At 62.8% G+C, this 23,677-nt stretch carries 19 protein-coding genes; 7 read left to right on the forward strand and 12 right to left on the reverse strand.

From position 1 onward, the window contains the following. The first annotated feature begins 4 nt into the window (after positions 1–4). On the forward strand, positions 5–2,686 hold the full coding sequence (gene mdeB / locus HWE04_RS17935) for an alpha-ketoglutarate dehydrogenase (RefSeq protein WP_241813264.1): 2,682 nt from the start codon (positions 5–7) through the stop codon (positions 2,684–2,686). 165 nt (positions 2,687–2,851) lie between these two features. After that, positions 2,852–3,610, forward strand: coding sequence for an SDR family oxidoreductase (locus HWE04_RS17940; protein ID WP_077235977.1), 759 nt, complete (start codon positions 2,852–2,854; stop codon positions 3,608–3,610). Positions 3,611–3,688: 78 nt separating this feature from the next. Here the strand turns inward: HWE04_RS17940 and HWE04_RS17945 are convergent, their stop codons facing one another. The 9 genes from HWE04_RS17945 to HWE04_RS17985 form a co-directional block, all read right to left on the reverse strand. Next, entirely contained in the window at positions 3,689–4,291 is a 603-nt protein-coding gene (locus tag HWE04_RS17945; RefSeq protein ID WP_006461682.1) for a UbiX family flavin prenyltransferase, read from the reverse strand. Positions 4,292–4,326: 35 nt separating this feature from the next. Next, a complete protein-coding gene (gene grxD, locus HWE04_RS17950) occupies positions 4,327–4,638 on the reverse strand; it encodes a Grx4 family monothiol glutaredoxin (RefSeq protein WP_006461683.1) in 312 nt (103 codons plus the stop codon). 373 nt (positions 4,639–5,011) lie between these two features. Next, positions 5,012–5,374, reverse strand: coding sequence for a ribosome hibernation-promoting factor, HPF/YfiA family (gene hpf / locus HWE04_RS17955; RefSeq protein ID WP_077235974.1), 363 nt, complete (start codon positions 5,372–5,374; stop codon positions 5,012–5,014). Between the two features lie 158 nt (positions 5,375–5,532). Continuing rightward, on the reverse strand, positions 5,533–7,023 hold the full coding sequence (locus HWE04_RS17960) for an RNA polymerase factor sigma-54 (RefSeq protein ID WP_006461685.1): 1,491 nt from the start codon (positions 7,021–7,023) through the stop codon (positions 5,533–5,535). A gap of 67 nt (positions 7,024–7,090) precedes the next feature. After that, positions 7,091–7,831 carry an LPS export ABC transporter ATP-binding protein gene (lptB, locus tag HWE04_RS17965; protein WP_006461686.1) on the reverse strand — a complete coding sequence of 247 codons (741 nt, stop codon included), beginning with the start codon at positions 7,829–7,831 and terminating at the stop codon, positions 7,091–7,093. A gap of 2 nt (positions 7,832–7,833) precedes the next feature. Further along, positions 7,834–8,457 (reverse strand): lipopolysaccharide transport periplasmic protein LptA, encoded by a 624-nt coding sequence (lptA, locus tag HWE04_RS17970; RefSeq protein WP_039874062.1) that lies wholly within the window; start codon positions 8,455–8,457, stop codon positions 7,834–7,836. A 51-nt stretch (positions 8,458–8,508) separates the two neighbouring features. Beyond that, on the reverse strand, positions 8,509–9,117 hold the full coding sequence (lptC, locus tag HWE04_RS17975) for an LPS export ABC transporter periplasmic protein LptC (protein ID WP_241813265.1): 609 nt from the start codon (positions 9,115–9,117) through the stop codon (positions 8,509–8,511). After that, positions 9,114–9,668 (reverse strand): KdsC family phosphatase, encoded by a 555-nt coding sequence (locus HWE04_RS17980; RefSeq protein ID WP_006461689.1) that lies wholly within the window; start codon positions 9,666–9,668, stop codon positions 9,114–9,116. Before HWE04_RS17980 ends, lptC begins: the two co-directional genes overlap by 4 nt. Next, positions 9,668–10,696, reverse strand: coding sequence for a KpsF/GutQ family sugar-phosphate isomerase (locus HWE04_RS17985; protein WP_241813266.1), 1,029 nt, complete (start codon positions 10,694–10,696; stop codon positions 9,668–9,670). The genes HWE04_RS17980 and HWE04_RS17985 overlap by 1 nt, the downstream gene beginning before the upstream one ends. Positions 10,697–11,059: 363 nt before the next feature. On the opposite strand from HWE04_RS17985, the gene HWE04_RS17990 reads away from it, so the two are divergent. Both HWE04_RS17990 and HWE04_RS17995 read left to right on the forward strand, forming a co-directional pair. Then, positions 11,060–13,051, forward strand: a complete 1,992-nt coding sequence (locus tag HWE04_RS17990) for a cation:proton antiporter domain-containing protein (protein WP_241813267.1) — start codon at positions 11,060–11,062, stop codon at positions 13,049–13,051. 162 nt (positions 13,052–13,213) lie between these two features. After that, entirely contained in the window at positions 13,214–14,845 is a 1,632-nt protein-coding gene (locus HWE04_RS17995) for a methyl-accepting chemotaxis protein (protein WP_077235971.1), read from the forward strand. Here HWE04_RS17995 and HWE04_RS18000 read toward each other — a convergent pair. The 3 genes from HWE04_RS18000 to HWE04_RS18010 form a co-directional block, all read right to left on the reverse strand. Next, complete coding sequence (locus tag HWE04_RS18000; protein ID WP_241813268.1) at positions 14,773–15,540, reverse strand: phytanoyl-CoA dioxygenase family protein; 768 nt, start codon at positions 15,538–15,540, stop codon at positions 14,773–14,775. The two genes, HWE04_RS17995 and HWE04_RS18000, sit on opposite strands and share 73 nt — an antisense overlap. Positions 15,541–15,707: 167 nt before the next feature. Next, positions 15,708–18,566, reverse strand: a complete 2,859-nt coding sequence (uvrA, locus tag HWE04_RS18005) for an excinuclease ABC subunit UvrA (RefSeq protein ID WP_241813269.1) — start codon at positions 18,564–18,566, stop codon at positions 15,708–15,710. A 310-nt stretch (positions 18,567–18,876) separates the two neighbouring features. Further along, positions 18,877–20,562 (reverse strand): ArnT family glycosyltransferase, encoded by a 1,686-nt coding sequence (locus HWE04_RS18010; protein ID WP_241813270.1) that lies wholly within the window; start codon positions 20,560–20,562, stop codon positions 18,877–18,879. A gap of 67 nt (positions 20,563–20,629) precedes the next feature. Between HWE04_RS18010 and HWE04_RS18015 the strand changes: the two genes are divergently transcribed. The 3 genes from HWE04_RS18015 (at position 20,630) to ssb (ending at position 22,950) form a co-directional block, all read left to right on the forward strand. Beyond that, positions 20,630–20,845 carry a hypothetical protein gene (locus HWE04_RS18015; RefSeq protein WP_241813271.1) on the forward strand — a complete coding sequence of 72 codons (216 nt, stop codon included), beginning with the start codon at positions 20,630–20,632 and terminating at the stop codon, positions 20,843–20,845. A 356-nt stretch (positions 20,846–21,201) separates the two neighbouring features. Next, complete coding sequence (locus HWE04_RS18020) at positions 21,202–22,398, forward strand: MFS transporter (RefSeq protein ID WP_241813272.1); 1,197 nt, start codon at positions 21,202–21,204, stop codon at positions 22,396–22,398. Positions 22,399–22,416: 18 nt separating this feature from the next. Further along, positions 22,417–22,950: a single-stranded DNA-binding protein gene (gene ssb / locus HWE04_RS18025; RefSeq protein WP_241813273.1), complete on the forward strand. Its 534-nt coding sequence runs from the start codon at positions 22,417–22,419 to the stop codon at positions 22,948–22,950. The last annotated feature ends 727 nt before the right edge of the window (positions 22,951–23,677 follow it).

The raw sequence follows: 23,677 nt of genomic DNA on the forward strand, positions 1-23,677 counted from the left end.
GGACATGTCCCGCCCCAGTGACAGCGATATCGCCCGTGATATCGACCTCGATGCCCAGGAAACCCAGGAGTGGCTGCAGGCGCTGCAAAGCGTGCTGGCCGAGGCCGGACCGGAGCGTGCGCGCTTCCTGCTCTCGCGCCTGTCGGCGGCGGCCCAGCAGTGGGGCGTGAACTGGCGCGATGCGCGCAATACCCCTTACGTGAATACCATCCGCCCCGAGCAGGAGCCGCCTTTCCCCGGTGGTTCGGACGCCCAGGCCATCGAGGAACGCATCGCCAGCATCATGCGCTGGAATGCGCTGGCCATGGTGGTGCGCGCCAATCGTGCCTATGGCGAGCTGGGCGGGCATATTGCCAGCTTTGCCTCGGCGGCGGACCTGTTCGAGGTCGGCTTCAATCATTTCTTCCGTGCCCGCGATGACAAGTTCGCCGGTGACGTGGTCTATTTCCAGCCGCACTCGGCGCCCGGCATCTATGCCCGCGCTTTCCTGGAAGGCGCCTTGAGCGAAGAGGACCTGGCCTATTACCGCCGGGAGATCGAGGCCAAGCGCGTCGGACGCCAGGGATTGTCGTCCTACCCGCATCCCTGGCTGATGCCACAGTTCTGGCAATTCCCGACCGGCTCCATGGGCATCGGTCCCATCAATGCGATCTACCAGGCGCGCTTCCTGCGTTACATGGAACATCGCGGCCTGTTGCAGGATCAGGGCCGCAAGGTGTGGGGAGTGTTCGGCGATGGCGAGATGGACGAGCCCGAATCGCTGGCGGCGCTCTCGCTGGCCTCGCGCGAGAAGCTGGACAACCTGATCTTCGTGGTCAACTGCAACCTGCAGCGCCTGGATGGTCCGGTGCGCGGAAACGGTCACATCGTCGATGAGCTGGAGACCCTGTTTGCCGGTGCCGGCTGGAACGTCATCAAGCTGCTGTGGGGCTCGGACTGGGATGGCCTGTTCGCCCGCGACCGCGACGGTGAGTTGGTGGATGCCCTGAACCGCACGGTGGACGGTCAATTGCAGACCTTCGCCGCCAACGATGGCGCCTTCAATCGCCAGCATTTCTTCGGCCAGACACCGGGCACCCGCGCTATTGGGGCCACGCTCACCGATGAGGAAATCAACCGCCTGCGTCGGGGCGGGCACGACATGAAGAAGATCTTCTCGGCCTACCAGGCGGCGGCCCAGCATCGCGGCCAGCCGACGGTGATCCTGGCCCAGACTAAGAAGGGCTACGGCATGGGCGCGGCCGGTGAAGGCAAGATGACCACCCACCAGCAGAAGAAGCTGGATGAGGAAAGTCTGCTGCAATTCCGTGATCGCTTCAAGTTGCCGCTGTCGGATCAACAGTGCCGCGAACTGGCCTTCTACAAGCCCGCGCCCGACAGCGCCGAGATGAAGCACCTGCATGCCCGCCGCGCTGCGCTGGGCGGCTACCTGCCGCGCCGCGATGCCGGCCAGGCGCGCCGCGCGGTGCCGGCCCTGGAAGCGCACAGCAAGTTCGCGCTGGAAGCCGATGGCAAGGAGATGTCGTCCACCATGGCGCTGGTGCGCCAGCTCGGCAACCTGTTGAAGGACCCGGAGTTCGGCCGCTACGTGGTGCCCATCGTGGCCGACGAGGCGCGTACCTTCGGCATGGCCAACCTTTTCCGCCAGGTCGGCATCTATTCCTCGCAGGGCCAGTTGTATGAGCCGGAGGATATCGGTTCCATCCTCTACTATCGCGAGGCCAAGGATGGCCAGATTCTGGAAGAGGGCATCACCGAAGCCGGCGCGATCTCTTCCTGGACGGCCGCCGCGACCGCTTACTCGGTGCATGGCACACCGATGCTGCCGTTCTACATCTACTACTCGATGTTCGGTTTCCAGCGCATCGGCGACCTGATCTGGGCAGCGGCGGACCAGCGCGCACGAGGCTTCCTGATCGGCGCCACCTCGGGGCGAACCACCCTGGGCGGTGAGGGTTTGCAGCATCAGGATGGCAATAGCCTGGTGACGGCGGCTTCGATTCCCAACTGCGTTTCCTATGACCCGGCCTATGCCTACGAGCTGGCGGTGATCCTCGACGACGGCATGCGCCGCATGATGGAGCGCGGCGAGGACGTCTTTTACTACATCACCGTCACCAACGAGAACGAGGCCCAGCCCAGCCTGCCGCCGGGCGTGCAGGAAGGCATCCTGCGTGGCCTGTACTGCCTGGGTCGCAAGGCGAACGCGCAGGCGCGCCTGTTGGGTGCCGGCCCGATCCTGAAGGAAGCAGTGGCGGCCGCCGCGTTGCTGCAGCAGCACTGGCAGATCGAAGTCGAGGTATGGAGCGTGACCAGCTATACCGAACTGGCGCGTGATGGCGTGGCGGCGCAGCGCAGCCAGCGGCTGTCGGGCGCGCGCCCGCTGCCGTATGTGACGCAGCAACTGCAGGGCAGCGCTGCACCGGTCATCGCGGTGAGCGACTACATCCGTACCCTGCCGGAGAGTATCCGTGCCTTCGTGCCGGCGCAGTATGTGACCTTGGGAACGGATGGCTTTGGCCGCAGCGATACGCGGGTGAACCTGCGCGACTTCTTCGAGATCGATGCGCGCTGGATCGCCTATACGGCGCTGTGCGAGGTCTGGGGAGAGGATCGTGCGCGGCTGCAGGATGCGGCGCATACGCTGGGTATCGATACCGCCAAGCCGCTGTCGAGCACGGTCTGATGAGCAAGTGCCGGGACACATGAAAGGCAGGCCCAGGGATTGAAAATCCTTCATCTGGCCGCGGCTGGTGTTTGTTATAGTGGAAACCGCCCGTGCATCACGGGCGGTTTTTTTATCCGCCGACGATGCAGGTTCCGTCCATAAGATCATTGAGGAGTCAACACGATGGCTGCACCCAAACGTATCGCGCTGGTGACCGGCGCAGGCTCCGGCATCGGCCGGCAGATTACCCTGGCGCTGCTGCGCGAAGGCTATGGCGTGGCCCTGGCCGGACGTCGCCAGGATGCGCTGGAAGAGACCGTCAAACTGGCTGGCGAACACGGTGCCAATGCGCTGGTGGTGGCAACCGATGTGACCGATCCGGCCTCGGTCAAGCAGCTGTTCGCACAGACCCGGCAACGCTTTGGCCGGCTCGACATGCTGTTCAACAATGCCGGCATCTTCGCACCGCCGGTATCGCTGGAGGAGTTGAGCGTGGAGCAGTGGAAGGCAGCGGTGGACATCAACCTGACCGGTGTTTTCCTGTGTACCCAGGAAGCCTTCCGCGTCATGAAGGAGCAATCCCCGCGTGGTGGCCGCATCATCAACAACGGCTCTATCTCGGCCCATGCGCCGCGTCCGTTCTCGGCCTCCTATACGGCCACCAAGCATGCCATCACGGGCCTGACCAAGGCCACTTCGCTGGATGGTCGCGCCTATGACATCGCCTGCGGCCAGATCGACATCGGCAATGCCTCCACCGACATGACCACGCTGATGAAGAAAGGCACCTTGCAGGCCGACGGCTCCACCAAGGTCGAACCGACCATGGACGCCGAGCACGTGGCCAAGGCCATCCTCTACATGGACAGCCTGCCGCTGGATGCCAATGTGCAGTTCATGACGGTGATGGCGACCAAGATGCCCTATATCGGGCGGGGTTGAGCGGTCAGCGCTTAAGAAAGAATGCGCCGTCGGGAAACCCGCGGCGCATTTTTTATTGACCGTTCTGCTGCCACTCGCTCAGTCTGCCTCGCCCTTCATACCCCGCCATTCAGGGGTGAGCTGCAGCGAAATCCCGAACATGTCCAGCACGCGCCCGAGGGTGTGATCGACCATTTCTTCCATCGAGGCTGGGCGCTGGTAGAAACCGGGCAGCGGCGGGAAGATCACGCCGCCCATCTCGGTCACGGCGGTCATGTTGCGCAGGTGGGCCAGGTTGAAGGGCGTTTCGCGCACCATCAGTACCAGGCGACGACGTTCTTTCAGGACCACGTCGGCAGCACGGGTGATGAGGTTGTCGGAGAGACCATGCGCCACGGCGGCCAGGGTTTTCATCGAACAGGGCGCCACCACCATGCCGGTGGAGGCGAAGGAGCCGCTGGCGATGCAGGCACCGACGTCGCGCACATGATGCACCACGTCGGCCAGGGCTTCGACGTCCTTGCGCCGCATGTCCAGTTCCTGGTGCAGATTGAGCACGCCGGCTTCGGAAATCATCAGATGGGTTTCCACCTGACCATGCTTGCGCAGGTGCTGCAGCAGGCGCACGCCATAGATCGCGCCGGTCGCACCGGTGATGGCGACGATCAGGCGCTGGCGTGGCGGACTGGAAGTGGAACTCACGAGAGAAACCGGAGCGGGGCAGCGATGCGCCGGGTTTAGCCCTTGATCAGGGTCTGCAGTTCGCCCGAGGCGTACATTTCGCTCATGATGTCCGAGCCGCCGACGAATTCACCCTTCACGTACAGCTGGGGAATGGTTGGCCAGTTCGAATATTCCTTGATGCCCTGACGCACATCGGCGCTTTCCAGCACATTGACGGTGACGATGTTCTCGGCGCCGCTGGCCTTGAGCAGCTGGATGGCCTTGCCGGAGAAGCCGCATTGCGGGAACTGGGCGGTTCCCTTCATGAACAGCACGACAGGGTTTTGGGTCACGGTTTCTTTGATCCAGGATTGGACGTCGCTCATGGCTATGCCTTTAAAAATGGGATTGCCGACATTATAGGGAAAAGCCGCCGCTCGCGTTGAAGTCGGCAGGGTTGCGGCGTGGTTGGGGTGTCGTCCGGCATTGCTTGGTGGAAATCATTTATACGATTTCCGCTTTGGACCTTGCCACCAAGATGAGGGCGGGAGGAGCCTCTTCAAGTCTCATTGCGAGCCGCTTCGGGAGAACAGCGGCGATGATGGACGCGGGATCACTGTTTGCCACAGGAAATGAAACCGGCCCCGGCGCCGCAAAATGAAAAAGGGCGCTTGCGCGCCCCTTCCTCATGAGATTCCCACCTTATGCGTCACGCTGTCGTTGCGCACCCGCCGGCAGGAATGGTCCTGAATCCTTGTCTTATGCCGCGCCAGCCACTGCATCAGCGGGGGTATCGTCGGGCAGACGCTTGGCCATGGAGTGATGCTCCTGCAAGCGGTCCTTGTGCTTGATGACCTGGCGGTCGAGCTTGTCGATCAGGGCATCAATAGCGGCATAGAGGTCGTGCGCAATGCTTTCCGCATGTAGATCCTTCCCCTTGATGTGGACGTTGATTTCCGCTTTTTGGCGCTTTTCCTTTTCTGTGAGTTTATCTACGCTCAGGATCACGCTGACGTCGATCACGTTGTCGAAATGGCGCTTGATACGGGCCAGCTTGCTTTGCACGTATTCCCGGATGGCGGGGGTCAGTTCGAGGTGGTGTCCACTGATGGTCAGATTCATACAAGACTCCTATCGTGAGGTCACTGGAGGTTCGTGCGATGCATCGTCTACAGCTGCTGTACCACGGGCACGGTCTTCGTGTCGGATGGCATGGGCACCAGGTAGGGATGCTTGCCTGAACACAGCAACGGTACTGCTACAGAAAAACTGAGGAAAGCTCAGAGGGACTTGCGGAGATTGACTGGCGGAATCTTCAACACTTCGCGGTATTTGGCGACTGTGCGTCGCGCGACCACCATGCCTTGTTCTGCCAGCATATCCGCAATCTTGCTATCGGATAATGGGGTCTGCGGGTTTTCGGCTCCTATCAACTGTTTGATCAGCGCCCGTATCGCGGTGGAGGAGGCTTCGCCTCCGGTTTCAGTCGCGACGTGGCTACCGAAGAAGTACTTCAACTCGAACATGCCGTGCGGCGTGAGCATGTATTTTTGAGTTGTCACGCGAGAGATTGTGCTCTCGTGTAGACCCAGTGTATCAGCAATTTCACGCAGCACAAGGGGCCGCATGGCCACTGCGCCATGTGAAAAGAAGTTTCTTTGACGTTCGACAATAGCCTGCGCGACTCGCAAAATTGTATCGAAACGTTGCCGCATGTTCTTGATGAGCCACTTAGCTTCCTGCAACTGCGACGACAGCGATCCTTCGCCCTTGGCCTGCTTGAGCGCACTCGCATACATTGCATTGACGCGCAGCTTGGGCATGACCTCATGGTTGAGCATGACCTGCCAGCCGTTCTTTGTCTGTTTGACAATCACGTCCGGCACCACGTAGTCCGAAGCATCGCGCGCGAATTCGGCACCCGGATGCGGACGGCACTGACGGATCACCGCCTGTGCTTCGCGCAGGTCCTCGTCATCGCAATCGAGAGCCTTCTTGATCTTGTTGAAATCGCGCTGTGCGAATAGCGGCAGGTAATCCTCGACAATCCTCAAGGCAAGCTTGCGGGTGACGAAGGGCACCTTGGGCAGGCGGCGGATCTGCAGTGCCAGACATTCACCGGCACTACGCGCACCCACCCCGGCCGGGTCCAGGCTCTGCAGCAGCTTCAGCGAGATCGACAGTTCTTCCAAGTCAACGCCCAGCTCTTCCGGCAGGCGCGCCAGGATGTCTTCCAGCGGTTCCTCCAGGTAACCGCTTTCGTCCAGCGCATCGGTGAGCAGTTCCAGCAGCGCACGGTCGCGGTGTGTGCGGGCGGTGACCCGTATCTGTTCCAGCAGGTGTTCGCGCAGGGTCAGCTCATGCGCTTCCAGTTGCGGGCGGGCATCGTCGTCGTCGGGCGATTTGCCACTGCGTGCCACGTCGTCGAAGCTCCAGTCGGATTCGCCACTGACACCGCTCTCGGGGCTGTTGTCCTGATAGTCGAAACTGGCTTCGCCATCAGTAGCGGAGGGGGCTGCTTCGTTGCCGCTGTCGCCAGCGGGCTCGGCCACTCCGGTGGAGGGCGCGGAAGAGACCGCGCCATCGGCCAACAGGCGCACCGAATTGTCGAGAGCGTCGTCCAGGCGTTCGAGCAGGGGATTGTCGGACAGGATCTGTTCCAGTTCCTGGTGCAGTTCCAGCGTCGACAGTTGCAACAGCCTGATCGACTGCTGCAGTTGCGGCGTCAATGCGAGGTGCTGCGAGGTACGTAACTGGAGCGACTGTTTCATCTGTCTTTCTGGGAGCGGCGTGGCCCGCTGGTTGCAATACCGTTGTGTGGCCGATGGACGGCGGGTGCTACATGCGGAAGTGTTCGCCCAGGTATACGCGGCGCACCGATTCGTTGGCGATGATCTCTTCCGGGTTACCGCTGGCCAGCACCGTGCCCTGGTTGATGATGTAGGCGCGGTCGCAGATACCCAGGGTTTCCCGCACGTTGTGGTCGGTGATGAGCACGCCGATGCCGCGTTCCTTGAGGAAGCGCACGATGCGCTGGATTTCGATCACGGCAATCGGGTCGATACCGGCAAACGGTTCGTCCAGCAGCACGAAGCGCGGATCGGTGGCCAGTGCGCGGGCGATTTCCACGCGGCGGCGTTCGCCACCGGAGAGCGACAGTGCCTGGCTCTCGCGCAGCTTTTCGATCTGCAGTTCATGCAGCAGGTTGTTCAGGCGGCCCTCGATTTCATCGCGCGAGAGCGGCTTGCCGTCCTCCTGGCGCAGCTCCAGCACGGCGCGGATGTTGTCTTCCACCGTCAGCTTGCGGAACACCGAGGCTTCCTGCGGCAGGTAGGACAGCCCCAGCGTGGCGCGCTTGTGGATCGGCAGGCGCGAGATGGGCGAACCGTCCAGATCGATTTCGCCACCGTCCGAGGGGACCAGGCCGACGATCATGTAGAACGAGGTTGTCTTGCCGGCACCGTTGGGGCCAAGCAGGCCGACCACTTCGCCACTACGCACTTCCATGGAGACGTCACGCACCACCTGGCGCGCACCATAGCTTTTCTTCAGGCCGCGAACGACCAGTGAGCTTGCCATCGTTACTGGTCCTTTCCGTTCTGACGGCGCTGGGCCGGTGCCGGCGTAGCGGGCTGGGCGGGCGTGGAAGGCTGGGCGGCATCCGCCGGCGGCGGGTTCTTGGGCTGGATCACGGCAGTGATGCGTCCTGCCCCCGGCTTGCTTTCGCCGCTGGCGGTGTTGTTGACGGAGTAGAACTCGGCGCGGCTGTCATAAGAGATGAATTCGCCATTGACTTCGTCAGTGATGCGGTTGCCATCCATGCGCTGAATGTGCGCCCGCTGGAACAACTTGGAGATTTCGGTCTGCTCGGAATACTCGATGCGTTCGGCCTGGCCCTCGATCCACAGGTTGGGGCCGCCATCGCGCTTCTGGCGGAAGTTCGCCAGTGCACCAGGAGCCGCGTACAGCACCGCATTTTCATAGCCGTACTGGTCGGTCGTGAGCACCACGCGGCCTGCCTTGATGATCAGGGTGCCGCGGGTCATGACGACGTTGCCGGTGAAGGTCTTCACCTGGCGCACGTCGTCGTAGACCATCTGGTCCGCCTCGATGTTGGTGGGCTTGGTGGAGTCCGCCTTTTCGGCGTGGGCCACGCCGCACACGGCAGCCAGCATCAGCATCGGCAGTAAGAGTGAGCGTTTCATGGATTTCCTGTCTGGTCGGTTCTTGGCGTTTTTATCGTGGAGACAAACGGGTTAGCGTTTCTTGGGCGCGGGCTCGTAATAACCGCGCACATTGCCGAACAACTGCACGACCTGGGTGGCGTTGTTGGCCAGCATGCCCACTCCATTCAATCTGGTGGTGCCCATCGTCATTGCAACCGGTTTGTCGGTCTTGACGATCTCGTCATCGGGTAGCAGCAGCAGGTATTCCGAGACCAGATGCATCGGCGCACGGCCGTTGGCGGCGCCGCGGATGGCGTTGGCATTGCCATACATGTGGATCTGGGTCTGGTCGTCGGTCACGCGCGCCGTGTCGGAATACAGTTCCATCGGAGGCTTGTCCTTGTCCAGGCTGTGCACCACGGGCTTGGTAATTTCGAAGGAGTCGTCCAGCGGGAAGTGGACCATCTTGGTCCCGGAAACGTCATAGCGCGGAAGTCCCGTGGGACCGAGTTTCACGTAGCTGAAGTTTTCCAGGTAGTAATCGGGTTTGCCACGTGGGCGCTGTACTGCGTGCTGGTCGCTGGAGGCGCGCAAGGCCTGCAGTACCCAGAAGCTGCCCAGGGCCGCACCGATCAGGATCACCACGATCACCGCCAGCCGGATGCGCTCGGCGGCGCGTTCTCCGCTGCGCCCGCTCATGCCAGGTACGGCGCCAGCGCCGCCTCGTAGTTGCCCTGCGCGGCCAGGACCAGGTCGCAGACTTCGCGCACCGCGCCGTTGCCGCCAGTGGCCTGGGTTACGTAATCGCAGCGCGCCTTGACCTCGCGGTGACCGTTGGCCACGCACGCCTTGAAGGCGACGCGGGTCAGGACCGGCAGGTCGATGATGTCGTCGCCCAGGTAGCCACACGCGGCCGCCGTGAGCTGGGTGTGCTGCAGCAGTTGTTCGAAGGCCTGGCGTTTGTCGTGTACGCCCTGGAACACGTGGGCGATGCCGAGGTCACGCGCGCGCCGCAGTACATAGGGCGACTGGCGTGCGGTAATGATGGCGGCGGCCGTGCCGAACTGTTGCATCATCTTGATGCCGTGGCCATCGAGGGCGTTGAAGCGCTTGAAGGCCTCACCCTCTTCGCCGTAGAACAGGCCGCCGTCGGTCAGGACGCCATCGACATCGAAGATCATCAGGCGAACGCCGGCTGCCTTGGCGAGGGCGTCCGGCGGCAGGGAGCTGGTGAAGGCGGACGCGGTCATCAGATTACCTTGGCGCGGGTCAGGTCATGGATGTGCAGCGCGCCCGTGAGGACGCCCTCGGCATCGGTGACCAGCAACTGGTTGATACGGAATTGTTCCATCAGCTGCACGGCGTCCACCGCCAGCCGATCCTGGTTGATGCTTTGCGGCTGGGCGTGCATCACTTCGGCGATGCTGAAGCTGGTGAAATCCTGGCCCCGCTCCAGCAGGCGGCGCAGGTCGCCGTCAGTGAATACGCCGATCGGCCGGAACTGCTCATCCACCACGGCCGTCATGGCCATGCCCTTGCGCGTGATTTCCATCAGCGCGGCCGACAGCGAGACATCCGGACGCACCGCCGGGATGGCCTCGCCACTGCGCATCACGTCACGCACGTGGGTCAGCAGGCGGCGGCCCAGCGCGCCACCGGGGTGGGAGCGCGCGAAATCTTCTTCGAGGAAGCCGCGGGCGTCCAGCAGCGATACCGCCAGCGCATCGCCCATGGCCAGCGTGGCCGTGGTGCTGGCGGTGGGCGCCAGGTTCAGGGTACAGGCTTCCTTGGCCACTCCGACGTTGAGGTGCACCGCCGCCATCCGGGCCAGGCTGGAATCGTCATGGCCGGTCATGGCGATGATCACGGCGCCCATGCGCTTGATGATGGGGACGATCGCCAGCAGCTCGGCGGTTTCGCCAGAGTTGGAAATGGCGATGAAGACGTCCTTGGGGGTCACCATGCCCAGGTCGCCATGGGCGGCTTCGGCCGGATGCATGAACAGCGAGGGGCTGCCGGTGGAGGCGAGCGTGGCGGCGATCTTGCGGCCGATGTGGCCTGATTTGCCAATGCCCGACACCACGGTGCGGCCCTGGCATTGCAGCACGGCCTGCACGGCTTGTGCCAAGGGCTCGGCGCTATCGTCGCGCAGGCGGCTCTTCAGCGCCAGGATGGCATCGGCTTCGATCTGCAGGGTCTGGCGCGCCAGCTCGACGGCACGGCGGGCAGCCTCGGCGGAAAAAGATGCAGATGTGGTTTTGTCATCGGTTACACTCATAACCGAAGTATAAACGAATTAGCAAAGCAAAAAACTTGCCAGATGTAAGGGAATGCTGTTGAGCTTGATATAAGGTGCAGGATTGCGACGCACCGCAACATGCTCGCCAGGGGGAGTCTATGCCGCTTCCGGCAGCACTGCAGGAGGCGGGGCACAGAACACGGAACACGGAGCATGGGGCGCGCCGGTATCAGGCCGGCATAAACCAGGGAGCCCGGCTCCGCCGACCGGGATGCACCGTTGCGGCCCGCCTTCGCTATCCGCCGCGGTGAGCTGCGGTGAACACTCTCCCGCGCTGCCTTGCTCTGGTGCGTTGTCAAATTGCTCATATTCACTGCATTGTCATAAGAAACCAAACAAGCCATGTTTTCCGGACTGGAACTGACACTCTTCCTTCTGGCTGCGGCGGTGCTGGGCGTGGTCGCCTTCCGCATGATGCAGTTGCCGCCCATGCTGGGCTATCTGGTGGTGGGCATCATCATCGGCCCGCACGGGCTGGCCTTCGCCGAAGACAATGAAACCACCCATGCCCTGGCCGAGTTCGGGGTGGTGTTCCTGATGTTTTCCATCGGCCTGGAGTTTTCCCTGGCCAAGCTGTCGGCCATGCGCCATATCGTCTTCGGGCTGGGCGTGGCGCAGGTGGCCACCACCATTGCCGCTACCATGGTGATGGCCTGGGGCTCGGCCATGGTGCTGCCGCAGTTCATCAACGTGAGCTGGCAGGCGGCCTTCGCGCTCGGCGGCGCCCTGACCATGTCATCCACCGCCATCGTCTCCAAGCTGCTCACCGAACGACTGGAACTGGAAACCGAGCATGGCCGCCGCATCATGGGCGTGCTGCTGTTCCAGGATCTGGCCCTGGTGCCGCTGTTGATCGTGGTGCCGGCGCTGGCCAACAATTCCGGCAACATCATGGTCACGCTGGGTTGGGCCGTGGGCAAGGCGATGGTGGTGCTGGCGCTGCTGCTGTTCTTCGGCAGCAAGCTCATGCGTGGCTGGTTCCGCATCGTGGTCAAGCGGCGCTCGCAGGAACTGTTCATGCTGAACCTGCTGCTGATCACCCTGGGCGCGGCCTGGATCACCGAAAAGGCCGGCTTGTCCCTGGCCCTGGGCGCCTTCATCGCCGGCATGCTCATTTCCGAGACCGAGTTCAAGCACCAGGTGGAAGAAGACATCAAGTCCTTCCGCGATGTCCTGCTGGGCCTGTTCTTCATCACCATCGGCATGCTGCTCAATGTGCGCACGGTGGTCGATCACTGGTTCCTGGTGCTGCTCCTTCTGACCGGGCCGGTGCTGCTCAAGTTTGCCCTCATTGCCGGGCTGGCGAGACTGTTCGGATCGTCCACCGGCGTGGCGCTGCGGGTCGGCCTGGGCCTGGCGCAGGCCGGGGAATTCGGCTTCGTGCTGCTGAGCCAGGCCGGCGGACTCAAGCTGGTCGATCCCTTGCTGATCCAGGTGATCCTGGCAGCGATGGTGCTGTCGATGCTGGCTACGCCTTTGATCCTGGCCAAGTCCGACGCCATCGTCATGCGATTCTCTGCCAACGAGTGGATGCTGCAATCCCTGGCCCTCACGCAACTGGCCACCCGCACCATGGGCGTGCAGAAGCACGTCATCATCGCCGGTTTCGGCCGCAGCGGTCAGAGCCTGGCGCGCCTGCTGGAAGAGGAGGGGATCGCCTACCACGCGTTGGAGATGGACCCGGAACTGGTGCAGGATGCCCGCAATGGGGGCGCCAATGTCTCCTACGGCGATGCCGCCCGGCGCGAAAGCCTTGTGGCCGCCGGCATCCACCGTGCCGCCGCCCTGGTGGTCACCTATGCCAGTACGCCCTCGGCGCTGAAGGTCTTGCATCACGCCGCCGAACTGGAGCCGGAGCTGCCCGTGATCGTGCGCAGCCATGACGACGCCGACCTCGAAAAACTGCTCGCCGCCGGGGCTACCGAGGTTGTGCCCGAAGCGCTGGAAGGCAGCCTGATGCTGGCCTCGCATGCGCTGGTGATGCTGGGTGTGCCATTGCGCCGGGTGGTGCACCGCGTGCAGGATGCGCGCGATGAGCGCTATGCCTCGCTGCGCGGCTATTTCCATGGCATGTCCGACGCCGAGGCCGATGGGGTGGGCATGAATGTACGCCTGCAGTCGGTCACCCTGATCGACGGCGCCAGTGCGGTCGGTCACACCCTCGCCGAGATCGACCTGCCCACGTATTGCGGCGCCGAGGTCGCCATGCTGCGCCGTGGCAAGCAGCGTCTCGATGCGCCTGATCAGCCGGTGCTCATGGCCGGTGACATCGTAGTCTTGCGCGGCAGTTCGGAGAGCATCCTGCGCGCCGAAAAACGCCTCCTCAGCAAATGAGGACCACCCCCGCACAATGAGGTCTTGTTCCCCTGGTACGGGAAATGCTAGTGTTGCCTGATGGTAGCGGCGCGGCTTATTCGCCTGCGTCGACCGTGTCAGGACAAGGGCTTCGCACAACGAGTCCCTTGTTGAAAAAACAATAGCAAGTCCGGGAGGAACATGTTCAGCACACTCACGATCAGGGCTCGCCTGATCTTCGTCATTGGTTTTCTGGCCCTGCTGCTGGTGGCATCGGGCGTTCTCGGTCTGGTCAGCCTGCGCTCGACCAATGCGCAGATGCGCTCGCTCTACGAGGACAGGCTGGTGGCGCTGTCCCAGCTCGAACGCATGTCAGCAGCGCTGGATGCTGCGCGCAACGGCATTTCCACCTCGATCGTGGGCGACTCCGGCGATATCGACACCAACATGGACAAGCTGGAAAAGGCCCTCAAGGCCAACGACGCCGTCGTCAAGCAGTACCAGGAAACCGTGCTGACCACCGAAGAAAAGGCGCTGCTGGACAAACTGCTGCCGCAACGCCAGAAATTCATCACCGATGGCATCAAGCCCGCGGTCGAGGCGCTGCACAATCGCGACTTCCAGGGCGCCATCGAAGTCTACGGTGGCCTCATGCTCAAGCTCTATGCCGATGTGCATGCCACCCTGGGGCAATTGATGGACCTGCAGCGCAATGTCGGCCGCGACCTGTATGAACAGGCGCAGCAGCGCTACCAGACCCTGCTCGTCGTGATGAGCGTGGCCATGGCCGCCGGCCTGGCAGTGGCGCTCCTGATGGGGGTGTTGCTGGTGAAAGCCATATCGGCACCGCTGCGACATGCCGTCGCGCTGGCGCAAGCCGTGGCCGCGGGTGATCTGACCCAGCGTATCGAGGTGCACAGCCAGGACGAGACCGGCCAGCTGATGCAGGCGCTCAAGCAGATGAACGACAACCTGCAGGGTATCGTCGGCCAGGTCCGCCTGAGTACCGATACCATCGCCACGGCTTCCAGCGAAATCGCTCATGGCAACCTGGATCTTTCCTCTCGTACAGAACAGCAGGCCGGTGCCTTGGAAGAGACCGCCTCGGCCATGGAAGAGCTGACCTCGACCGTGCGCACCAACGCGGACAATGCGCAGCAGGCGCGGCAACTGGCGCATTCGGCTTCCGAAGTGGCGGTACGAGGGGGCGAAGTGGTGCGTCAGGTGGTCGATACCATGAGTTCCATCAACCAGTCCTCCAGCAAGATCGTGGACATCATCAGCGTGATCGACGGCATCGCCTTCCAGACCAACATCCTGGCCCTGAACGCCGCAGTGGAAGCGGCACGTGCCGGCGAGCAGGGACGCGGCTTCGCGGTCGTGGCGTCGGAAGTGCGTTCGCTGGCCCAGCGCTCGGCGGCGGCGGCCAAGGAAATCAAGGTGCTCATCGATGATTCTGTCACCCGGGTGGGCAGCGGCAGCACGCTGGTGGCCCAGGCCGGCGCCACCATCGACGAGGTCGTCAAGAGCGTGCAGCGCGTCAGCGAAGTGGTCAGCGAGATCAGTGCAGCCGGGCAGGAACAGAGCCAGGGCATCGAAGAAGTCAACCGCGCCATCACGCAGATGGATGAGACCACCCAGCAGAATGCCGCGCTGGTGGAGCAGGCCGCTGCAGCCGCTCAGGCCATGCAGGAGCAGGCGGCGCGCCTGTCGGAAGCGGTCAGCGTATTCCGTGTTGGCGGCAGCACCGTGCTGGCGGTTCAGTCGTCCAGCGTCACATCCTCGGAGGCCGCCGAGCGGGTGCCAGGCAGGGGGGGATTGCTCTTGCCGTGATAGGCGAACACGGCCGAACACTTGACCTGGTCGCTGTCGTTGCGGCCAGCCGCGTGGAAGAGGCCGCTGTGGAACAGCACCACGTCGCCCGGCTCCAGTGACAGCGCAATGCCTTGCGCAAACAGCGCCTGGTTGGCCGGCACTTCCGGGCGCAGGAAATCCAGTTCATCCATCTGCTCGGCTTGCAGCGTCAACCTGTGCGAGCCGGGAATGAACTTGAGCGCGCCGTTTTCAGGCGTCTCAGCGCCCAGCGCCAGCCACACCGAAATCAGCTCGTTGCGCGGGAAGGACCAGTAGCGGATGTCGCGGTGCCAGCCGGTGGCGGTCCCGAAAGCCGGATGCTTGGTCATCACGCAGTTGTGATGGGCCAGGGTCAGGCAGACCGGTTCTTCGAACAGTTGATGCAGCATGGCCACCAGTTGCTTGTGCCCGGCCCATTCGCGGTAGACGGGGTCGCGCTGCCAGGCCGCGCGCAGGCGCCGCGCCGTGCGGCCACCTTCGGCGTCCAGCGAGGCCGGGGCGCCTTCATAACCGACCTCGGCTTCATATTCGAGCGGGGCGACCGCGCGTTGCAGGTGATCGCGGGTGACGGCGAGCATGCGCTCGCGCAGATCGGCAGGGACCATGCCCTTCAACAGCAGATAGCCTTGCTCGCGGAAAAAGGCGACCTGGGCGGGTGACAGCGGGTTCGACATGTGGGTCTTTCGGGGTTGCACGGCGGCATGCCTGCGGGAATGCCTGCCTTCATTGTGCGCCGGATGGCGGCCAAGAGCATGACTGTATGCCAAGGCCGGCGGCGCGCAAGATACAGATGCGACCGGATTCTGTATCGTTTGCGCGCGCGCAAGTCCGCACTTCTTTTTTACTTCGCTTTCTTCTTCAGCAAGGGTGCCAGGTACTTGCCGGTGACGCTGGCCGGGTTCTTCGCCACGTCCTCCGGCGTGCCGGCCGCGACGATCTTGCCGCCGCCCGCGCCCCCTTCGGGCCCCAGATCGATGATCCAGTCGGCAGTCTTGATGACGTCCAGGTTGTGCTCGATGATGGTCACCGTATTGCCCTGGTCGCGCAGGCGGTGGATCACCTTGAGCAGCAGGTCGATGTCATGGAAGTGCAGGCCGGTGGTCGGCTCATCCAGGATGTAGAGCGTGCGGCCGGTATCGCGCTTGGACAGTTCCAGCGACAGCTTCACACGTTGCGCCTCGCCACCCGAGAGGGTGGTGGCGCTCTGGCCCAGCTTGATGTAGCCCAGGCCCACGTCCAGCAGCGTCTGCAGCTTGCGGGCGATCAGCGGTACCGGCTTGAAGAACTCATGGGCATCTTCCACCGTCATGTCGAGGATCTCGGTGATGTTCTTGCCCTTGTACTGGACTTCCAGTGTTTCGCGGTTGTAGCGCTTGCCGTGGCAGACGTCGCAAGGCACGTACACGTCCGGCAGGAAGTGCATTTCCACCTTGATCACGCCATCGCCCTGGCACGCTTCGCAGCGCCCGCCCTTGACGTTGAAGGAGAAACGACCGGCACTGTAACCACGCTCCTTGGCCATCGGCACCGTGGCGAACAGGTCGCGGATCGGCGTGAACAGGCCCGTATAGGTGGCCGGGTTGGAGCGCGGGGTACGGCCGATGGGAGCCTGGTCCACCGCGATCACCTTGTCGAAATGCTCCAGGCCGCCGATGGCTTCGTGCTCCGCCGGCTCGGTCTGCGAGCCATACAGGTGGCGCGCTGCCGACAGGTAGAGCGTGTCATTGACCAGGGTCGACTTGCCCGAACCGGAGACGCCGGTCACGCAGGTCAGCAGGCCCACCGGCAACTCCAGGTCAACGTTCTTGAGGTTGTTGCCGGAGGCGCCGGTAATGGTCAGCATGCGCGACTCGTCGCAGGGCGTGCGCTTCTTGGGGACCGAGATTTCCAGCGAGCCGTTGAGGTACTTGGCGGTCAGCGACTTCTTGTTCTTCAGGATTTCCGGCAGCGAGCCGTGGGCGATCACATCACCGCCGTGCACGCCCGCTCCGATGCCCATGTCGACGATGTAGTCGGCGGTGCGGATGGCGTCTTCATCGTGTTCCACCACCAGCACGGTGTTGCCGATGTCGCGCAGGTGGCGCAGGGTGTCGATCAAGCGGTCGTTGTCGCGCTGGTGCAGGCCGATGGAGGGTTCGTCCAGCACATACATCACGCCGGTCAGGCCCGAGCCGATCTGCGAGGCCAGGCGGATGCGCTGGGCTTCGCCGCCGGAGAGCGTGTCGGCGCTGCGTTCCAGGGACAGGTAGTCCAGCCCGACGTTGTTGAGGAAGGTCAGGCGCGAAACGATTTCCTTGATGATGCGGTCGGCAATTTCCTTCTTGGCGCCGGTCAGCTTCAGGGTCTCGAAGAAGGACAGGGTCTCGCGCAGGGGCGTAGCGGCCACTTCATAGATGGCGCGTTGCTGTTTGCCGCTGCCCACCTTCACATAGCGTGCTTCCACCCGCAGGCGCGCGCCATGGCAGGAAGGGCATTGCTTCTCGTTAATGAACTTGGCCAGCTCTTCCTTGACTGCCATCGAATCGGTTTCGCGGTAGCGGCGCTGCAGGTTGTTGACCACGCCTTCGAAGGTGTGCTCCTTGACCACGGTACGGCCGCGCTCGTTGACGTAGGCGAAGGGGATGGCCTGGCGGCCGGAACCGTACAGCACCACCTGCTGGGCCTTGTCGTCGAGCTGTTCAAAGGGAACGTCGAGGTCGAAGTCGTAGAAGGCCGCGATGCTGGTGAGCATCTGGAAATAGAACTGGTTGCGACGGTCCCAGCCCTTGATCGCGCCCGAAGCCAGCGACAGGTTGGGGAAGGCGACGATGCGCTTGGGATCGAAGAATTCGATGTGGCCCAGGCCATCGCATTCCGGGCAGGCCCCCATCGGGTTGTTGAAGGAGAACAGCCGCGGCTCCAGCTCCTGCAGCGAATAGCCGCAGATGGGGCAGGCGAACTTGTTGGAGTACAGGTGTTCCTTGCCGCCATCCATTTCGAGCGCGATGGCACGGCCATCGGCCAGGCGCAGCGCGGTTTCGAAGCTCTCGGCCAGGCGTTGCTTGATGTCGGCCTTGACCTTGACGCGGTCGATGACGACATCGATGGTGTGCTTCTCGGTCTTCTTCAACTTGGGCAGGTCATCGACCTCGTAGACCTTGGCCGTGCCGGTGCCGCTCTGGATGCGAAAGCGCACGAAGCCCTGGGCCTGCATCTCCTCGAACAGGTCGGCATGCTCGCCCTTGCGGTTGGCCACCACCGGCGCCATGATCATCAGCTTGGTATCTTCCGGCAGTGCCAGCACCGCATCGACCATCTGCGAGACCGATTGGGCCTCCAGCGGATGTTCGGGGTGATCGGGGCAGTAGGGCGTGCCGACGCGGGCGTACAGCAGGCGCAGGTAGTCGTGAATCTCGGTGACGGTGCCGACCGTGGAGCGCGGGTTGTGCGAAGTAGCCTTCTGCTCGATGGAGATCGCGGGAGACAGGCCCTCGATCATGTCCACGTCCGGCTTTTCCATCAGTTGCAGGAACTGGCGCGCATAGGCCGACAGCGACTCCACGTAGCGGCGCTGGCCCTCTGCATACAAGGTATCGAAGGCCAGCGAGGACTTGCCCGAACCGGACAGCCCGGTGATGACGATGAGCTTGTTGCGGGGGAGGTCTAGGTTGATATTCTTGAGGTTGTGCGTGCGCGCGCCGCGAATGCGAATTTCTTCCATGGATGCCTTCAGCTAGGGGTTTCCTGCCGCCGCGTGGAATGACGCCTTGCGCGGAGCAGCGGTGGGACAACATGTAACTATAACAGGACTGCGAACGGCCGGCAGGCAGGCCGGCGGCGCCAGATGACCCATGTGGGAACACATCCGGGAAATGAAAGCGCGGCAGTAGGAAAAGCGCCCCGGATGGAGCGCAAATGACGCAGGAAATCGTCGGCGCCGGCATTCTGCAGAATGCGTCGGCCAGCAAAAAGCCGGCGCGTGGCCGGCTCGTATTCCCAGGGCGATGGGCCCGATGGACAGCGACCGATGTTTAACCGGCGCGCTGCCAGACCTTGAAGAGCTGTCCGTCATCGCCATCGCGGCGCCCTTCCCAGAACAGCGTCCAGTGACCTTTGGGACGGTGGGTGACACCAGGGGTTTGCTGGATCACCCAGCGGCATTCGGTCCTTCCGGTAGCGTCGATGGGCTGGTGCAGGACGCCCGTGTAGTAGTACAGCATCGGTGCTTCCGATTCGCCCAGGTTCTGGCTGGCCATGCAGTCGTCGGCATGCCAGGCGGGCGCGAGCCGGGTATTCAGGTCGGCGTAGACGAACTCATAACTTTTCCCGTAGTCGGCCCACGGCAGCAGCAGCGTGAAGGCCAGGCCCCACATCAGCGTGATGCCGCCAAACCAGGAAAACGCGCCACGCCATTGGCCGGCCAGCTGCAAGAGACCCAGCGAGGCGATCCACAGGATGCTCATGGCGCCGGCCGCCAGCAAGGCCAGCGGCTGGATCGGAGTGACATATTCCAGCGGCAGCCACTTGCCCATGAACCCGATCCAGTGATGATGTTCGACCGGCAAGGTCGAGATGACATAGATGGCCCAGATGCCCACGGCCATCAGGCCGAAGGCCACACGCGCCAGCCAGTCCCAACCCATATTGAATGCGTCCGGCAGACGCGGGATGGCGCGCGCGCCCAGCATCGCCAGCGGCAGCAGCACCGGCAGCAGATACAACTGGCGGGCCGTGGCCGAGCTTTGCAGCACGGCCAGGCTGATCGCAGCGAAGACCAGCGGCATGGCGACCCGTGAACTGCGGGCCTGGCGCCAGTCGCCGCTGGCCAGGCCCAGCAAGGCCAGTAGCGAGCCGGGCAGGGCGAAACCGGCCAGTGCCCGCAGGATCACGGTGTGATCATTGTCCGAGCCCAGTTTCTTCACCGAAAAGCCGAAGAAGCGGCCGACGTTGTTATCCCAGAACCATTCCATGAACAGTGGCACCGAGTGCTGCGCCAGCAGGGCCGGCCAGATCACGAAGAAAGGCAGTGATACCAGCACCGCCAGACCCACCATCTTCCAGTAAGTGCGGTGACGGCACGACTGCACCAGCAAGCCCAGCACCAGTGCCGTGGCCGCGAAGGTCAGCGGTACGAACAGGCCCTTGCTCATCTCGGTGATTCCCACACCCAGGCCGAACCAGAACGCAGCGGTCCACGATGGCGTACGGCGTTCCTGGTTCAGGGCGATGGCCAGCAGGCCATAGGTAGCCATGGTGGTGCCGGTAACCAGCGCCACGTCAGTGAACATGTCATGGGCATGCTTGACCATGCCGGGGGAACCGGCGAACAGCGCCAGCGTCGCCAGTACCGGCAGGCTCATCAGGCTGCGCTGGTTCCACACCATCTGGGCGATGCGCGCCACGAAGACCAGCGTCACCAGGTTGTAGAGCACGCTGGCCAGGCGCGCACCCTCGTGGTACGGCAGCAGCGGATGCAGCAGCTTGGCCAGGAACACGGCCGTCCAGTAGTACAGCGGCGGCTTTTCCATGAACGGCCGGCCGGCATTGGTCGGCACCAGATACTCACCCGAAGTCAGCATGTGATGGATCATGCCGAAGGAATAGGTTTCGTCCTGCTTCCACGGCCCATGGCCGAAGATGCCCGGCAGCAGCCAGGCTGCGCCGGCCAGGACCAGCAGCAGCCAGGCCATGCGCGAGGACAGGGCGTGCTGACCCAAGACCGGTGCCGATGTCGTCGAAAGAGATGGCCCTGGCTTGCGTTCAGAGACCGAATCGAATAGGAACATGCTGAATACGGATGCGAGCCGCCTGCGCTGCCCGCGAAAAATTCAAAAACAGAAAACCTGGGAGCAGAGCGGCAACAAACGTGATCCTCGACGCGCCTTGGCGCAGTGCCTGGTGCTCTTCGCCATCCTCTGCATCGGGTTTTCTCCCCCCTTGATGCGTGCTTGCTTTATTTTTCTTGGCGAGGATTATTGCCTGGCGAAAATCTTCCGGTAATGGAAGTCGGCGGCTGTTATAGGACACTGCAGAAAAAATGAGCAAGTCGACATTTTGGCATAAGCATTGAACTAAATGACGTATTTGTCAGGAAAGGTGTGAAGATTTGCTACATTCCGCCGTTTGCTGACCGCGCATTGTTGGATTGATGCAGCACATGGAAGCGCGCTAAACCCGTTGGATCGGTACAGAGCTCGTCAGGCGGGCTCCCGAGGCGCCGGACTATGCTGTTACCATACTGCCTTTGTCCTACAGCCCGGTTTCACGAAAGGCCGGGCAGCCGCCAACGCCAGCCCCTACACGTCACACGTATGTCCCACGACACAAGTTCATCCGCACAGCCTGAGAAAACCGGCATGTCGCGCGCCGAGGTGCGTGCCAGCGTTTCCCTGGCCTCGATCTTTTCCCTGCGCATGCTGGGCCTGTTCCTGGTGTTGCCGGTGTTTGCCGTGCACGCCCACAGCCTGCCCGGGGGCGACAGCGATACCCTGGTCGGCATCGCCCTGGGCATCTATGGACTGGCGCAGGCCTGTGGACAGATTCCCTACGGGATTGCCTCCGACCGCTATGGCCGCAAGCGCATCATCGTCATCGGCCTGTTGCTGTTTGCGCTGGGCTCCTTCGTGGCCGCCGGTGCCCAGAGCGTGATGTGGCTGCTGGTGGGACGAGCGCTGCAGGGTTCGGGCGCGATCTCTGCCGCCATCACCGCCTTCATCGCCGATTCCACCCGCGAGGAACATCGCACCAAGGCCATGGCCATGGTGGGCGCCTCCATCGGGGTAACCTTCGCGGTCTCGATGGTGGCTTCACCACTGCTCTACGAGTCGATTGGCATGGGTGGCATCTTCGGCCTGACCGGCGTGCTCTCCCTGTTGGCCATCGCGGTGGTGCTATGGGTGGTACCGGCGGCGCCGATGGTACAGGCCAGGCGGGTGTCGCTGGCCGAGGTACTGCGCCAGACCGAACTTCTGCGCCTGAACTGGGGCGTATTCACGCTGCACCTGACCCAGGTTGCCATGTTCCTGGTGGTGCCGGCAGCGCTCGTGCAATCGGCCGGCCTGCCACTGGGCGAACACTGGAAGATCTATCTGCCGGTGGTTCTGGCCTCCTTCGTGCTGATGCTGCCGCCGATCATCGTGGCCGAGAAGTACGGGTGCATGAAACCGGTCTTCGTCGGCGCCATCAGCCTGATGCTGCTGGTGCAGGTGGGCTTCTGGCTGGTGTTGTCCCAACCGCTGGGAAGTCTCTGGATGCTGGTGACCCTGCTGTTCCTGTTCTTCGTCGCCTTCAACATCCTGGAAGCCGCCCAGCCCTCGCTGGTGTCCCGTATTGCCCCGCCAGCGGCCAAGGGCGCGGCGCTGGGCGTCTACAACACCCTGCAGGCGCTGGGTTTGTCCTGCGGCGGCGCCCTGGGTGGCTGGCTTAAACAAAATGTGGGGAATTCCGCGGTGTTCCTCTTGTCTGCTGTGCTCACCCTGACCTGGCTTATAATCGCGGCTAACATGAAAAACCTGCCGCGCCGTTCAGCGCCGGCGGCGGGTGCAACAGCCTAAACGTATTCAGGAGAAACAATGGCATCGGTCAATAAAGTCATCATCGTCGGCAACCTGGGGCGCGACCCGGAAACACGCTACATGCCCAACGGCGAAGCCGTCACCAACATCGCCGTCGCCACGACCGAGAGCTGGAAGGACAAGAATTCCGGCGAAAAGAAGGAGCTCACCGAGTGGCACCGCATCACCTTCTATCGCAAGCTGGCTGAAATCGCCGGCCAGTACCTGAAGAAGGGCTCGCAGATCTACGTCGAAGGCCGCCTGCAGACGCGCAAGTGGCAGGACAAGGAAGGCGTGGAGCGCTACACCACTGAAATCATCGCCGATACCATGCAGATGCTGGGCGGTCGCCAGGGCGCGGGCGGTGGTGGTGGCATGGATGAAGGCGGCTACGGCGGCGGTGGTGGCGGTGCAGGCAGCTACGGCGGCGGCGCACCTCGCCAGAGCGCTGGCGGCAATGCGGGTGGTGGCGGTGGTGGCGCCCCGCGCCAGCAGCCGGCCCAGCGCCCGGCGCCGAACTTCTCGGACATGGACGACGATATTCCCTTCTGATCCGTTTCCTGCAGGCTGCGAATGCGGCCTTGCTCTTCTGACGAACCCCTCGTCTGCCTACGCAGCGAGGGGTTTTTTCATGGGCCCAGATTTCAACTGAAACCTGGACGGGCAAACCTGCAATGTGGCGGTAACCGCTCAACGCGATGATGACAACAAGCCGAAGCAAACAGCATCGGCCCCAACCCACCAGATCAAGGAGAACACCATGCTTATCGGACTCATCATCGCCTTCGCTGAAACCATGTCCCACATCTTCGGCGGCTGATTGGCCGCTACTACAAGGAGAACACCATGCTCGTCGGACTCATCGTCGTTTTCGCTGACACCATGTCCCGCCTCTTCGGCGGCTGATTGCCCACTACTACAAGGAGAACACCATGCTCGTCGGACTCATCGTCGTCTTCGCTGACACCATGTCCCGCCTCTTCGGCGGCTGATCGCCCACTACTACAAGGAGAACACCATGCTCATCGGACTGATCGTCGTTTTCGCTGACACCATGTCCCGCCTCTTCGGCGGCTGATCGCCCACTACTACAAGGAGAACACCATGCTCGTCGGACTCATCGTCGTTTTCGCTGAAACCATGTCGCGTCTGCTCGGAGCGTGATGCTCGGGTCAAATGTCAAGGTGCCGTAAGCCGCTGCCAGCCAACGAGGACTCCGGGGACTGCCGCTGGATTGCTGCAGGAGGGACTAGCGACCACTTTCTCTGTCAAGGCCTCA

The sequence above is a fragment of the Herbaspirillum sp. C7C2 genome, from assembly GCF_022627865.1.
Taxonomy (GTDB): domain Bacteria; phylum Pseudomonadota; class Gammaproteobacteria; order Burkholderiales; family Burkholderiaceae_D; genus Herbaspirillum; species Herbaspirillum frisingense.